This window comes from Sphingomonas sp. GW821-FHT10F11 (assembly GCF_058809095.1).
Window position 1 is genome coordinate 1 of record NZ_JBXASH010000009.1, and the last position, 13,285, is coordinate 13,285.

Annotated in this window: 11 protein-coding genes; 4 read left to right on the forward strand and 7 right to left on the reverse strand. The window is 65.7% G+C overall.

Annotation, left to right across the window (positions count from 1 at the left end; genetic code table 11):
* Positions 1–419: 419 nt before the first annotated feature.
* From AC1RT8_RS20930 to AC1RT8_RS20960, 7 genes are all read right to left on the reverse strand, one after another.
* Positions 420–3,281, reverse strand: a complete 2,862-nt coding sequence (locus tag AC1RT8_RS20930) for a TonB-dependent receptor domain-containing protein (protein ID WP_493078028.1) — start codon at positions 3,279–3,281, stop codon at positions 420–422.
* A gap of 171 nt (positions 3,282–3,452) precedes the next feature.
* Positions 3,453–4,646 carry a HupE/UreJ family protein gene (locus AC1RT8_RS20935; protein WP_493078030.1) on the reverse strand — a complete coding sequence of 398 codons (1,194 nt, stop codon included), beginning with the start codon at positions 4,644–4,646 and terminating at the stop codon, positions 3,453–3,455.
* Positions 4,643–5,542: a peptidylprolyl isomerase gene (locus AC1RT8_RS20940; protein ID WP_493078032.1), complete on the reverse strand. Its 900-nt coding sequence runs from the start codon at positions 5,540–5,542 to the stop codon at positions 4,643–4,645. The genes AC1RT8_RS20935 and AC1RT8_RS20940 overlap by 4 nt, the downstream gene beginning before the upstream one ends.
* Entirely contained in the window at positions 5,542–6,357 is an 816-nt protein-coding gene (locus tag AC1RT8_RS20945) for a c-type cytochrome (protein WP_493078034.1), read from the reverse strand. The genes AC1RT8_RS20940 and AC1RT8_RS20945 overlap by 1 nt, the downstream gene beginning before the upstream one ends.
* Before the next feature lie 177 nt (positions 6,358–6,534).
* Positions 6,535–7,119 carry an Isoquinoline 1-oxidoreductase subunit gene (locus tag AC1RT8_RS20950; protein WP_493078036.1) on the reverse strand — a complete coding sequence of 195 codons (585 nt, stop codon included), beginning with the start codon at positions 7,117–7,119 and terminating at the stop codon, positions 6,535–6,537.
* Positions 7,120–7,121: 2 nt separating this feature from the next.
* Complete coding sequence (locus tag AC1RT8_RS20955; protein WP_493078038.1) at positions 7,122–9,287, reverse strand: xanthine dehydrogenase family protein molybdopterin-binding subunit; 2,166 nt, start codon at positions 9,285–9,287, stop codon at positions 7,122–7,124.
* An 11-nt stretch (positions 9,288–9,298) separates the two neighbouring features.
* Entirely contained in the window at positions 9,299–9,787 is a 489-nt protein-coding gene (locus AC1RT8_RS20960) for a (2Fe-2S)-binding protein (RefSeq protein ID WP_493078040.1), read from the reverse strand.
* Positions 9,788–10,061: 274 nt separating this feature from the next.
* Between AC1RT8_RS20960 and AC1RT8_RS20965 the strand changes: the two genes are divergently transcribed.
* The 4 genes from AC1RT8_RS20965 to AC1RT8_RS20980 are packed head-to-tail and all read left to right on the forward strand — an operon-like array spanning position 10,062 to position 13,270.
* On the forward strand, positions 10,062–10,973 hold the full coding sequence (locus tag AC1RT8_RS20965) for a fatty acid desaturase (protein ID WP_493078042.1): 912 nt from the start codon (positions 10,062–10,064) through the stop codon (positions 10,971–10,973).
* A 2-nt stretch (positions 10,974–10,975) separates the two neighbouring features.
* Positions 10,976–11,779, forward strand: a complete 804-nt coding sequence (locus AC1RT8_RS20970) for a phosphate/phosphite/phosphonate ABC transporter substrate-binding protein (protein ID WP_493078044.1) — start codon at positions 10,976–10,978, stop codon at positions 11,777–11,779.
* Between the two features lie 16 nt (positions 11,780–11,795).
* Entirely contained in the window at positions 11,796–12,986 is a 1,191-nt protein-coding gene (locus tag AC1RT8_RS20975; protein ID WP_493078045.1) for a dipeptidase, read from the forward strand.
* A 53-nt stretch (positions 12,987–13,039) separates the two neighbouring features.
* Entirely contained in the window at positions 13,040–13,270 is a 231-nt protein-coding gene (locus AC1RT8_RS20980; protein WP_493078047.1) for a hypothetical protein, read from the forward strand.
* The last annotated feature ends 15 nt before the right edge of the window (positions 13,271–13,285 follow it).

Below are 13,285 nucleotides of genomic sequence, written 5' to 3' on the forward strand. Positions count from 1 at the left end.
GCGCCGACAGCATCGGCGAAGCCCTCAAGCTACTTACCCCTTCTGCCCTCGACCGGTTTTATGAGTTCACGGCCTAGTCGCCCAGACCTATAATATGCTCGACCGATCTTGCGGTTTTGGCATGGCCCACCGGAACCGCTCAACGACTGCTAACAGGGGATGTATCCAGAAATATGGGGACACTATACTTAGTGTTAATCGCCTCAATTAAGTATAGTGTCCCCGAGTTTCCAGGCGATGTCATTGCTTTTTTGCTTTCCCGGCGAAGGCCGGGCCCCAGTCGGGAGACGCTGGTGATATGCGTTGCGCGTCATTTTCTCTGCCATCCCGACTGGACCCCGGCCTTCGCCGGGGAAGTACCCTTTCTGTGCCTGGAACAAACCTGAACGGGGGCCGGATCGGAGCCGACCCCACCTGATTCAGAATTTCACGCGGGCGCCGACCTGGAAGAAGCGTCCGATCACATCGTAATATTGGCCGTTGGCCGGGGTCAGGAGCGTCGAGTTGGGGACCGGCGGCGGCGCCTTGTTGAACAGGTTGCGGACCGACCCGAACAACTGGAAACGGTCATTGACGTCGAACGAGGAGAAGAGATTGAAGTAGGCGACCGCCGGCACATGATTGATGTTCGCCGTCGGCCCGCCGGGCGTGTTGTAGGTGTTGTCGAGCTTGCCCGACGAGATGAAGTTCATCTGAGTCGTCACATTGAAGCCCTTGTTGGTGTAGCTGAGCGACCCGTTCATGCGCAGCCGCGGCAGGGCGTAGGTGTTGATCGAGCTGTTCTCCCCGGCGCGATCGACAGCGACCGAGCCTGGCCCGGTGCTGACATAGACATGCTGCGTATAGGTCCCGTTGAGGTTGAAATCGAGCGTGCCGGGAAGGCTGGACGAGAGCTTGTCGAGCGGCAGGCGATAGGAAATCACGGCATCGAAGCCCTGGATATGGACCCCGGCAAGACTCTGCACGCCGAGGACGAGCGCGGTCGGCGGACCTGCCGCACTGAAGGTGAAGGCTGAGCAATAGGCGAGCTGACCCGCGCTGCAGAAGCTGCCGGCCGCGGACGAGCCGAGCGCCGTGATCGCCCGGGAGAGCTTGATGTCATAATAGTCGATCGACGCGCGAAGCCCTTCGACCGGCGTGACGACGGCGCCGATCGTATAGGTGTCGCCGCGCTCGGGCCCCAGGTTCGGATTGCCGATCGTCAAATTGACCGGGATGCTCTGCGTGTAGGTGACGCCATTGGCGGGATTGCGGACGGTGACCGACTGATTGGCGAGCACGCCGGGACCATAAAGTTCGTAGAGCGCGGGCGCGCGGATGTCGCGCGACCGGGTGGCGCGCAGCCTCAGGCCCCTGAAGGGCTCATAGGTAGCGCCGACCTTCCAGGTCGTTTGCGTGCCAACCGTCGAATAATCGGCGATACGCCCGGCGGCATTGAGGTCGAGCGAGCGTCCGAGCGGCGAATCCTTCATGAGCGGTACGACCGCCTCGAGATAGGCTTCCTTGACGTTGAACTGGCCTTGAAAAGCGCCGGCATTCGAGATCTCGAACCCATTGGCGGTCGAGATCGGGTCGCCGGTCGTGACCTGCTTTTCCCAGCGATATTCGAGGCCCGTCGCGATGGCGACAGGGCCAGCCCAGGTCGAGAAGGGTTCGCCGCGCACATTGGCGGCCGCCGAGCGCTGCTGATAGGTCACACGGGCGAAGCCGTCCTCGGTGATATAGTCGATCGCCGCCGCACTCGGCGCGCCCGCGCCGAACAGGTTGAGCGGAACGCATCCGGCCGCCGCAGTGGGGTTGTAGGTCGAGCTTCCCGGCACGAGCGCGCGGCAGGTGATCTGTCCGTTGAACAGCACGGCGTCGGTCGCGAAGGTTTCGCGCTGGCGGACGAGATTGTTCGGGACCTGGCTGAGATAGGTGTTGCGTCCCCAGGAAGCGTGAGCGTCCCACCGCCAGGTTTCGCCGAACTTGCCTTCGGCGCCGAAGGCCAGATGGGGCGTCGTGTTCTTCACCGTCACCGCCTGGTTGCCGGTGGGTACGAAATCGAAGTTCGCGCGGTTGAAGGTGAAGGTGCCGTTGGCGGGCATCGCGGCGACAACCTGCGGATAAAGCTGCTGGAGATAGGCATTGTCGCGCCGGATCGTCTGGCTGGTGAATCGCGCCGGCGAGGTCAGGAAATAGGTCTCCAGATGGGAATAGGAGCCGAGGAGATAGATGTTGGTCGAATCCGAAATATCGAACTGGATGCGCGCATAGGGATCGAAGCGCTTGATCTGCGGCGAGAGCGAAATGCCGGCCGCCTGCGAAACCCCCTGCCCGCCGATCGTCGCCGTGCCGCTGGCGAGCGAGCCAGTGTTGAACGGCGTCACCGTGCCGTTGCGCTGAAATTCGAAGTTGCGGAACGCGAAGTTGGCCGGCCCGGTGATCAGCATGTTGGGCGAACTGTAGAAGCGCACATGCGGCACGAGGAGAATGTCCGGCAGGCCATTGGTCGCCGATGCGCCATTGGCGACGAGCTGCCATTCCTCCCGCCCCCAGGGCCGCTGGTAGATGTCCCCCACCCGGTCGTTGCTGGTATAGTCGACCGCGGCGACGACATGCAGGCGATCGTCGAGGAAGTTCCCGCCGGCGAGTGCGCCGACGCGAAAGCTCCCGGCATCGCCATATTCGGAAATGCCCTTTTGCGCCGTGATCTGAATCCCGTCATATTTCTTGCGCAGGATGATGTTCACGACGCCGGCAACCGCGTCCGAGCCCCATTGGGCCGACGCGCCGCCGGTCACGACATCGACGCGCTCGACCATGAGCGCGGGAATCTGGTTCATGTCCGGCGAAACGCCGGACGTGTTGTTGCTCGCCGGCGCCTGCGGCACGACGCGCATGCCGTCGACGAGGACGAGCGTGCGCACCGATCCGAGACCGCGCAAGTCGGCAAGGTTCGACCCGGGCAGCTGGGTGCGAACGCCGGTGGCGCCCGGTGAGACGGTCGGCTTGAAGGCGGGGGTTTCCTGCAGGACATCGGCGATATTGGCCGCCTGACGCCGCTCGATCGCCTGGGCGCCGATCACCGTGGTCGGCGACGGCGCATCGAAACCAGCCACATTGGTACGGCTCGCGGTCACGACGATGTCGCCTTCCGGCGTTTCCTGGGCTGGCTGCTCTTCGGCGCCCGCGGCCGGAGTGACCTGCGCCGCCGCCTGTCCCGCGAGCAGAAAGAGTGCCCCCATGGCGCCGGTCAGGCCGGTGCCGAACCTCGCGCGAGCATCAATATGCCGATTCATCCCTGGATCCCCTCTCATTTTGTTATCGGCTCAGCCTATCTCAATCATAAAACATGGTCTAGTAGGTTTTTATCTACCTCGACCTACATGACCACGACGCTGAATCACCGCTCCTGGCACGGCAAATGCGCCCAATTAAAAACTTAATTCCATAGGTATTGTTTTCCGTCGTCAGGCAAAGCTCCGTCCCACGAACCAGAAGGTGCCAACGGCCACCAGGGCGGCCGCCGCGACGTCGACGACGATCGGCCTTGGCAAGGTCAGCCTGAACCGCGCGAGGAGCGCGACCGCCCCCGACAGCAGCAGCACGATGGAGAGCTGCCCGATCTCGACGCCGAGATTGAAGCCGACCAGGATCTCGGCGAGCTTCTCGGTCGGCAAGCGGCTCTCGAGGAGATCGGCGGCAAAGCCGAAGCCGTGAATGAGGCCGAAGACGAGGGTAACGACAAGGCGGATACGCCCCGCATCGGAGAGATGGCCCGAGACCATGAGATAGCAGCTGGCAAAGAGAGCCGAGCCGATGAGCAGCAGCGGTGGCAGCAGGCCGATGCCACCGAGCCGCAGCGCCGCCATGGTCGCCAGCGATCCTCCCACCCACAAGGCGACAAAGCCCGGGCGGCGCGACGCGAGCGCGATGTTCTCGGCACCGATAAGGGCGATGGTCAGCGCGACGAGGGCGTCGATGAACTCGGCATGCGGGCGAATGACGCCCGTCACCGCGAGCGCGAGCGTCAGGCTGTGGCCGATGGTGAAGCCGGTGACGACAAAGACGAGATCGCGCAGCCGCCGGGATATGAGGACGAGCCCGACGAGGAACGACATGTGGTCGATCCCGGTGAAGATGTGCATGACGCCCATCTCGATGAACTTGAAGAAGCTGGCCGAGCCCAGATTATTGCCGCCGGCCTCATCGAGCTTGATGGTTTGCTCGCCCGCGGTGAGGACCTGCTCGACGAACTCGCCGTCCGGCCGCTGGATCTCCGCCATATGGATGTGGGTCGGGACCACATCGAAAAAGGCCCGGTTCGCGATCTCCATGGTCGAGCTGGACGGGCAAAGGAACTGGAATTCAGCTCTTCGAAAGCCGGTCGCCGCCGCCAGCATCTTGGGTTTCGCACCCAGGGGGCAGGCAGTCCCATCGGACGTCACGCCGATCCGCGACTGGAGATAGGCGAGCAGCGCGGCGTCTGTCACCGGGCGGCCGGGCGTCAGGCGTTCGACCTCGATGTCGGCCACGGCGAAGCTCATATGGATGAGCCGCCCATCGAGCGTCCAGGAACTGTGCGACTCGCTCCGGGTATGGGCGCCGGCCGCAACCGGGAGGCATGCGAGCAGGACCAGGAACAGATGGACGAGCCTTCTCACCGCTCGAAGCCCTTCTGGACCTGGATGTCGGCGCGCTTGCGCAGGAAGCGATCATTGCCGACCAGAAGGACCCTGGACCTGCTGGTGATATAGTCGTCGAGAACCTTGTCGCGGACCTGTTCGAAGGGCCGCGGCGGCGGGATGATGTTGCTCTTCACGATCAGGATGTGAACGCCGTCCGGCATGGCGACCGGCCCGGACACCTCCCCCGGCTCAAGCTTCCGCACCGCCTCGAAGAGCTTCGGCCCGAGATGAATCCGCGCCGCGAAATGATATTCCTCGCCATTGACCATGAGCCTGGTCCGGCGAAGCCCGGCCACGGCGACCGCCGAGGGCGAGGCATGGGCCGAGCGGAGCGCCTCGACGATCGCGGCCGCCCGCGCCGGATCGGGGGCGATATAGTCGTCGACCGCGATGGTCGGTTCGTCGGCATAGCGCGCGCGGTGAGTCTCATAGAATTGCCGCAGCGCCTTCTCTTCGGGCTGGGCCACGGTCGCGTCGATTGCCGCCTGGGCCTCCACGGCCCCGACCAGGGCGATCCGGATCTCGGTGGTATCCGCCTGCAGCCCGAGTTCGACGCCGCGTTGAACATAGAGTTCCTCGCGGACCATGTCGTCGAGGACCTTGCGCTTCTGCTCGGGCGTCGCCTTGCCGAGGGGAACGTCGTAGAGCGCCTCGAGCTGCTGATTGAAGTCGCTGATCAGGATCGGCACCTGGTTGACCAGCGCGACGTCCTCGGCCGGCACCGTCGACGTCCGGGTGCCCTGGGCTGTGAACAGGCCGAAGCCCGCGATCAGGAGGCCGATGATCGCGCCTGCCGCACACAGCAGAAGCGAGCGCCGTTCATCGGGTTTCGAGAGCGACCAGTCACGGGCGGGAGCTGCAATCCCCTGCATCATTGTTCATCCTTGGGCTTGGGGGCGCCGAGCGCCGCGACATAGGCGGACACGGCGCGCGCATCGGCGGGTGCCAGGCGTTTCGCGAATGCCGGGCTCTTGCCGGCATGGCCCTGCGCGATCGAGCGATAGACCGTCTCGGGCGACCCATCGCCGTAGAGCCAGACATCGTCGACGAGATTGGGGGCGCCGACGGCGGCATCGCCCGAGCCGTCATTGGCATGGCAGTCCCAGCAGCCCGCGCGCCCCTTGAAGAGCGCCTCGCCCAGAACGACCTGCGCCTGGTCGACGGGCTGGCCGTGAAGCGAACCGAGATAGGCGACGATGCTATTGATCTCGCCGGGCTTGAGCGGCGGTATCGGCTCGGCCGCGTAAGGACGCCGGCGGCCATAGGCCGGCATATAGGCCGCCATCCATCCACGCGGATCGCCTGACCGGATGCCGTGCAGTGTGATCTGCTCGATCTCGCCGACCCTGCCGGATCCATAGAGATAGTCCCCGTCGGTCAGGTCCGGCACGCCGCGGCGGTTGTCGCCGCGTCCATCAGGCATGTGGCAGGATGCGCAGGCCCGCTTATAAACCGGCTTGCCGATCGCAAGAGCCGTCTCGCGCAGGCTTGGGTCCGCGAGGATCGATTCGGGGTCGGCTGCCATCAGGGCCGCGCGTGCGCGCCGGCCGTTCGACCAATGAAGAATCCCGGCCGCCAGCAGAAGCAGCGACAGGGCAAGCGCGGCAAGGCCGAGGCGGCCCGTCGTCGAGCGCGGATACCGGGAAAACGGCCCTCTGCCCGGCACGATCAGACCTGCCCCGCGCAAGCAGGCATGGAAGGCGGCATATGGTCGGTCCCCTGAATCTATTCCGGCGCTGGACGAGCCGTGCCGCGTGAGCACCACAGGAGGCGGGTGTTCGTAAGTACCGAACCGTTAGGAAACGTTCGGAACGTTGAGACGCCGCGCATCACGCCGGCCTTGGCCCGTGGCGGCGCCCGCACCTCAGGCCGGGCAAGCGGCCCCGGTGTCGATCCAGTGACGAACGACCCTCATGAACGCCTCGCGGCTGAGCGGCGGCTGGCGCCTCGGCTTGCCGTCGAGGTCGACGCCCGGATCCCAGGCCCAGCCGACCAGCGGGTCTTCCCCGAGATGATGGACGAGCTGCGGGAGAGTCATGTTGCCGCGATTGGGATCGGTGAGCGAGCGGCAGATGTCGCCGTCGCTCAACGTCTCCCACTCCATTTCCAGCGGCGCCAGATGCCAGTTCGGATTGCCGGGCACGCCTGCCGGCGCGTTGGTCTTGCCATGGCAGGTGTTGCAGCGAAGGGCAGGCGACCCATGGCCGTCCGGCCCGCGCGCCACGGCCATGATGTGGCGGTGGCGATCATCGCCCTGCCGCGGGAAGCCGGTCGCGGTGTGGCAGTTGAGGCACCGGGGATGCTTGAGCACGGTGACGATCGTCGAGAAGAATGCCGCGGACTGCGCCGCCTCGGAGGCGGGCGCCGCAGCGACGGACGGCTCGCTCAGCGCTCGCGCCAGCCCGGACCCGAAGAGCGCGCAGGCGGCCAGGAAGAGAAATCGGCTCAACATCAGGCGGCCCTCAGATCATGGTTCTTGATGGGCAGGGTGCGGATACGCTTGCCGGTCGCCGCATAGATGGCATTGCAGAGCGCGGGAGCGAGCGGCGGCACGCCCGTCTCGCCGATACCTCCCCAGACCGGCCCGTATTTGCCGAGGCTTGGGCTGAGGTGGATGTCGATCTTCGGGATCTCGTTCATGCGCAGGAACGGATAATCGTGGAAATTGGTCTGCTGGGCCCTGCCCTTTTCGAAGGTCACTTCGCCGGTAAGCGCAGCCGAGAGTGCCTGGATGATACCGCCCTCCATCTGTGCGATCGCGATGTCGGGATGAACCACGAAATTGGAGTCGAGTACGGCGACGACACGGTGAACCCTTGGCGTGCCGTCCGTGTCGATCGAAAGATCGACGACCTGGGCGCACCAGGCGTTGTTTTCCTCGACGATTGCGATGCCCTGATGGACACCGGCGGGAGCCTTGCCCCAATCGGCCCGGGCGGCGACCTCGTCGAGCACCGCCAGCGCGCGCGGATTGTTCCTGAGCAGTTCCCGCCGATACCGATACGGGTCCTTGCCCGCGATCTCCGCCATTTCGTCGACGAACGCCTCGCGGAAAAAGCCGTTCTGGGAGAGGTTCACCGCCCGCCAGAAACCCACCGGGATCGCGGTATTGCGACGGGAACTATACACCTCGAAATTCTCGACCGTGTAGCCGAGCTGCTTGTCGACGAAACCGTCCATCAGCAACCGGTCAACGCCATCGCGCATGAGAAACGGCGCCAGCTGCGCGAAGACCGACGAGGCGCATAGCCGCACTTCCCATCCCAGCAGATTGCCCGAGGCATCGAACGCGGCCTTGTGACGGCAGATGGCGAAGGGCCGATAATAATCGTGCGTAACATCCTGTTCACGCGACCAGATCATCTTGACGGGCTGCCCCACCGCCTTCGCGATGAGGACCGACTGAACGGCCCAATCCTGGGCCAGCCCGCGGCGCCCGAAGCCGCCCCCGAGCTGCCGCTGATGAATCGCGACCTTCGACTTGTCGAGGCTGAGCACCCTGGTGACCGTGTTGAGCGTCCCCTCCGCATTCTGGGTGGGGGCCCAGACCTCGGCGCCCGCATCCGTGACGTGCGCGGTGCAGGTCTGCGGCTCCATCGTCATGTGCGCGAGGAAGGGCGCCTCATATTCGACGTCGAGGATGCGGGCGGCTCCAGCGAAGGCGGCCTGGAGATTACCGTTGCCATGCCCCTTCACCACATCGTCCGCAGTGAGGCCCGCGCGGAGCATTCTGCGGAGCGGCTCCATCGACAGTTCCGCGGCGGCGGTCTCGTCCCATTCGACAGGCAACTGGTCGAGCGCAACCTTCGCCTGCCACCAGCTCCGGGCGACGACCGCGACCGCGTCCTTGCCGACGGGGACGACATGGGTGACCCCGGGCATCGATTTCACATGTGCCGCATCGAAGGATTTGAGAATTCCACCGAACGCTGGGCAACCCTGCACGGCGGCATGGAGCATCCCCGGCAGCGCCGTGTCGATCGCATAGACCGGCTCGCCGAAGATACGCGGGCGCTGTTCGAGCCGGCGCGCCGAGGTGCCGAGGAGACGCCAGTCCTTCGGATTTTTGAGCGCTACGTCGGCAGGGACCGGTCGCTGCGAGGCGGCCTGGGCGACGTCGCTGAAGCGGACCGTCCGTCCACTCGGCGCGTGCCTGATGATGCTGTTACGGGCCGAGCATTCGGCGAGCGGCACCTTCCACCGCCCGGCCGCTTCGCCGATGAGCATGGTGCGTGCCTGGGCTCCCGCCTTGCGCAGATACTCCTGCGAGCCCCGGATCGACACGCTGTTGGAAGCAACCATGTCACCCCAGACGCGGTCGCGCGCGGCATTTTCGGTCGCGGAGACGAATTCGGCGCGGACGCTGGCCCAGTCGCATTCCAGTTCCTCGGCGACCAGCATCGGCAAGGAGGTCAGCGCGCCCTGCCCCATGTCGCTGCGCGCCACCCGGATGACCGTCCTGTTGTCCGGTTCGATCACGATCCAGGCGGTGACCTCGGGTGCCCTGGCGGCGCCCGCCACCGCCTGCGAAAGCGCACGCGCGGCGACGGAATTTGCCGCGACCAGCCCGCCAGCGGTGGCGCAGACGCCAAACAGGAAGCTCCGGCGCGATGCCATGCCTCCTTCGGTCATGCCGCACCCGCCCGGCGCCCACCGCGCCCGCTCATCGATGCTGCCGCGGTCTCGATGGCGGCGCGGATGCGACTGTAGGTGCCGCAGCGGCAGATATTGCCCGACATCGCCTGGTCGATGTCGGCGTCGGTGGGATTGGGGATCGCCTTCAGCAGCGCTGCGGCCTGCATGATCTGACCCGACTGGCAATAGCCGCACTGCGGAACATCATGCTTGATCCAGGCGTCCTGGAGCGGATGCGGCTTTTTCGCGCCTAGTCCCTCGATCGTCGTGATGGCGCCGTTGCCGACTTCCCCCACTTTCAGCACGCAGGAGCGCCGGGCCGCTCCGTCGACATGGACCGTGCAGCAACCGCACAGCGCGGCGCCGCAGCCGAAGCGCGTTCCGCTGAGGCCCAGATGATCCCTCAGCACCCATAGCAAGGGAGTCGAGGGGTCCACATCCACCGTCCGGCGTGTCCCGTTTATCGTCAGCCTGATTGGCATGTGTGACCCCAGCCGTAAAACCCTAAAACCTCTGTTTATGGTTCATATGCGTCAGAGGATTCGTTTGAAAGGAGATTTTGCTTATTTCCGTCAGCATCGTTGCCGATCCGGCAACGGCAACCGGATCACCTTCGCGCTCACGAATCCGACCGCGTGCACCATTGTTTGTCCCCGAAAAGCAAAACTTCGCCGCGCCCAATTCGTCCCGGCGTTGAATATCCCATCAAATTGATAGAGATTAGATCGCGACATAGTGAAAGGTCGCGTCGCCCGTATGATTCCATCTCACCCGCCGCTGGAAATCCGTCCGGATCGCCATCTCGATTGGCCGACCCTGACCGTCGCAGTGGCGATCTATGCCGGCTGGATCGCGGCGACCGCCTGGCATGGCTCGATCCCCACGCCGCTGCTCGTCCTGAGCGGTGGCTGGCTTCTCGCATGGCATGGGTCGCTGCAGCATGAGACGATCCATGGTCACCCGACCGGCATTCGGCTTCTCGACGGCGCAATCGGCTCCGTGCCGCTGTCGCTGTGGCTCCCGTACCGCCTCTATCGCAGCAGCCACCTCGCCCATCATGCCAGTCCGGCGACCACGCACCCGCACGAAGACCCCGAATCCCGTTATGTCGACCGCAGTCGCGGCCTCGCCTGGCTGGCCGCCCGGCTTCAGTCGACCTTGCCCGGCCATCTGCTGCTCGGTCCCCCGATCGCGATCGCCAGGTTCGCCGGCCACGAAGGCAGGCGCGCCCTCACCGCCCCCCTGCAGGTGGCCCGCGACTGGCTGCCGCATCTGCTCGCGGTCGGATTGATGCTCCTGTGGCTCGATCATGTCGGGCTGAACATCGCCCGTTATGTCCTCATCTTCGTCTATCCCGGCATGGCGCTCACCAATCTGCGTTCCTATGCCGAGCATCGCGCGGACCTCGCGACCAAGGGCCGCGCCGCGACCGTCGAGCGGGGTGGGCCGCTGGCGCTGCTGTTCCTCAACAACAATCTCCACGCCGCGCATCATGAGCGGCCGGGCCTGTCGTGGTACAGGCTGCCATCCTACCACCGCGAGCATCGGGCTCGGCTGATCGGCGACGGCACCGTCCTCTATGACGGTTATGGCGAGATTGTCCGCCGCTTCGCCGTGAGCGCGCACGACACGGTCCTGCACCCCCATTATCGCAGCAAGAGCGCGTGAGGATGGGCACCGCTTCGCTCGGCATGTACGATCACGCAAGCCAGCGTGACGCAAATGACCGCCTCTGGGCGGCAATCGCGCGTATCCTGCGCGACCGTGGTGTCGCCGGCGTGCCGGACCGGCTCGAGCGCGACCGTTCGGTCCAGGATAGCTGGCGCGACCCGGAATTGCTGTTCGGACAGATTTGCGGGTTCCCGCTGATCACCGACACCTCGCTCGCGCTGCGTGTCCTGGCACTGCCGGTTTACGATACGCCGGGTTCCGGCGACGCCCTGCATCGCAGCTTCCTCGTCACCCGTCGGGGCGATGCGACCGCGCTCGCTGCCTATCGAGGCCGCCGTGCCGCGATCAACGACCGTCAGTCCAATACCGGCATGAACCTGTTTCGCGCCGCGATCGCCCCGCTCGCCACCGGCGGCCACTTCTTCGGCGCGGTGCGCGAGACCGGCGCCCACCGGCAAAGCCTCAGCGCGATCGTGATGGACGAGGCGGATATCGCCGCGATCGATGCGGTGACCTTTACCGCGATCGTGCGCGCGGAGCCCGAGCTGACGGAATCCCTGCAGACGATCGGCACGACCATCGCCTCGTCGACGCCGCCGTTCGTGACGGCGCGCGGCACGAGCATCGAGACCGTCGCGGCCCTGCGCCTGGCGCTGGCCGATGTCGCGATCGATCCGGGCCTCGCAGAGGTCCGGGCGGCGCTCTTCCTCGCGGATATCGCACCTGGGGGCGTCGACCGTTTCGCCCCGCTTCGCACGCTGGAGATCGACGCCGCGATCGCCGGCTATCCCGACTTACGCTGACCGAAAGGACTTGCCCATGCGGTATCTGATGACCTGCCTCGCCGCTCTGCTCGCGACCACCCCGCTCGCGGCACAGACCATCGTGTTCGATCCCCATGTCGATCTTCCCAAATCGGCGGTGGCGCCCGGCTGGACCGGGCTCTCGGATCCGAACTCGCAATTCGACCTGGAGCGTGCGCGCAAAGGCGGGCTGACCACCGCGGCGATCGCGCTGTTCGTGCCGCAGGGTTCGCGCGATCCCGCAACCCTGGCGGCTGCGCAGGCCGCCTTCGCCACTCGCGATGCGGTGATCCACGCGATCGCCGACCGCAACCCGACCTATGCTGAAATCGCCCGCTCGCCTGCCGACGTCCGCCGGATCGTCGCAACCGGCAGGTTCGCGGTCGTCGAGAGCCTGTTGAACGCCTGGCCGCTCGGCAACGAGCTCGACGCGTTCGACCGCTGGCATGCCCGCGGCGTCAGCATCGTCGGGTTCGTCCACGCCGGCCACAACCAGTTCGCCGACTCCTCGCGTCCTGCACTCCAGCTGGGCGATCGTCCGGCGGAGCATGGCGGCCTGTCACCGCTCGGGCGCCGGGCGGTGAAACGCCTCAACGATCTTGGCGTGCTGATCGACGTGTCGCAATTGTCGGACGCGGCGTTCGATCAGGTGCTGGCGCTCAGCCGGGCGCCGGTCATCGCCACCCATTCCGACGTGCGGGCGCTGGTCGACAACACGCGCAACCTGAGCGATGCGCAACTCGACGCGTTGAAAGCCAAAGGCGGCGTGATCGGCATCAACGCGTTCAGCGCCTATCTGCGCGCGCGGAGCCCCGAGACGCTGAAGGCAGTCGCCGATCTCCAGGCCGAATATGGCCTGACGCCGGCGGGCAAGGCGCTCTCGCCCGAGCGCCAGGCCGATTATGATCGCCGCTATCACGACATTGTCGGCAAGGAACCAGTCGCGACCGTCTCGAATCTGGTCGACGCGGTCGACTATGCCGTGAAGCGCATCGGCATCGACCATGTCGCGCTGTCGTCGGACTTCAATCATGGCGGCGGCGTCACCGGCTGGGCCAATGTCGGCGAAACCGCCAACGTTACCGCCGAACTGAAGCGCCGCGGCTACACGCCGGAGCAGATCGACAAGCTGTGGGGCGGCAACGTCCTGCGGGTCTGGCAGGCCGCGATCGATGCGCGCGACCCGGCCTATCGGCCCGTCAAATGACGGCTCATGCTGAGGGGTTGCGCAACCCGGCGGACCCGGCAAAGAGGCCGGCCATGACCGCCAGCCAGCTCCAGGACCTGCTCATCGCGCGATTGACCCGCAAGCTGGGCGGCAGCGCCCGCCGCTGGCGCATCGCGATCGGGCCGGTGCACTTGCACGACCTGGCGACCCATGGCCCGTTCAACTGGTCGGTACGACCGAGCGGCACGCCACGCGAAGTTGCGGAGATCGAGCGGTTGCTCGACACCGTCCGGCTGGATCACCCGGTCTTGACGGCGGATTGATCCATGCCACTTGGA

Excerpts from the sequence above, each read along its gene's own strand:
- AC1RT8_RS20930 (WP_493078028.1), bottom strand. The coding sequence starts at position 3,281 with ATGAATCGGCATATTGATGCTCGCGCGAGGTTCGGCACCGGCCTGACC.
- AC1RT8_RS20940 (WP_493078032.1), bottom strand. The coding sequence starts at position 5,542 with ATGCAGGGGATTGCAGCTCCCGCCCGTGACTGGTCGCTCTCGAAACCC.
- AC1RT8_RS20955 (WP_493078038.1), bottom strand. The coding sequence starts at position 9,287 with ATGGCATCGCGCCGGAGCTTCCTGTTTGGCGTCTGCGCCACCGCTGGC.
- AC1RT8_RS20960 (WP_493078040.1), bottom strand. The coding sequence starts at position 9,787 with ATGCCAATCAGGCTGACGATAAACGGGACACGCCGGACGGTGGATGTG.
- AC1RT8_RS20965 (WP_493078042.1), top strand. The coding sequence starts at position 10,062 with ATGATTCCATCTCACCCGCCGCTGGAAATCCGTCCGGATCGCCATCTC.
- AC1RT8_RS20970 (WP_493078044.1), top strand. The coding sequence starts at position 10,976 with ATGGGCACCGCTTCGCTCGGCATGTACGATCACGCAAGCCAGCGTGAC.
- AC1RT8_RS20975 (WP_493078045.1), top strand. The coding sequence starts at position 11,796 with ATGCGGTATCTGATGACCTGCCTCGCCGCTCTGCTCGCGACCACCCCG.
- AC1RT8_RS20980 (WP_493078047.1), top strand. The coding sequence starts at position 13,040 with ATGACCGCCAGCCAGCTCCAGGACCTGCTCATCGCGCGATTGACCCGC.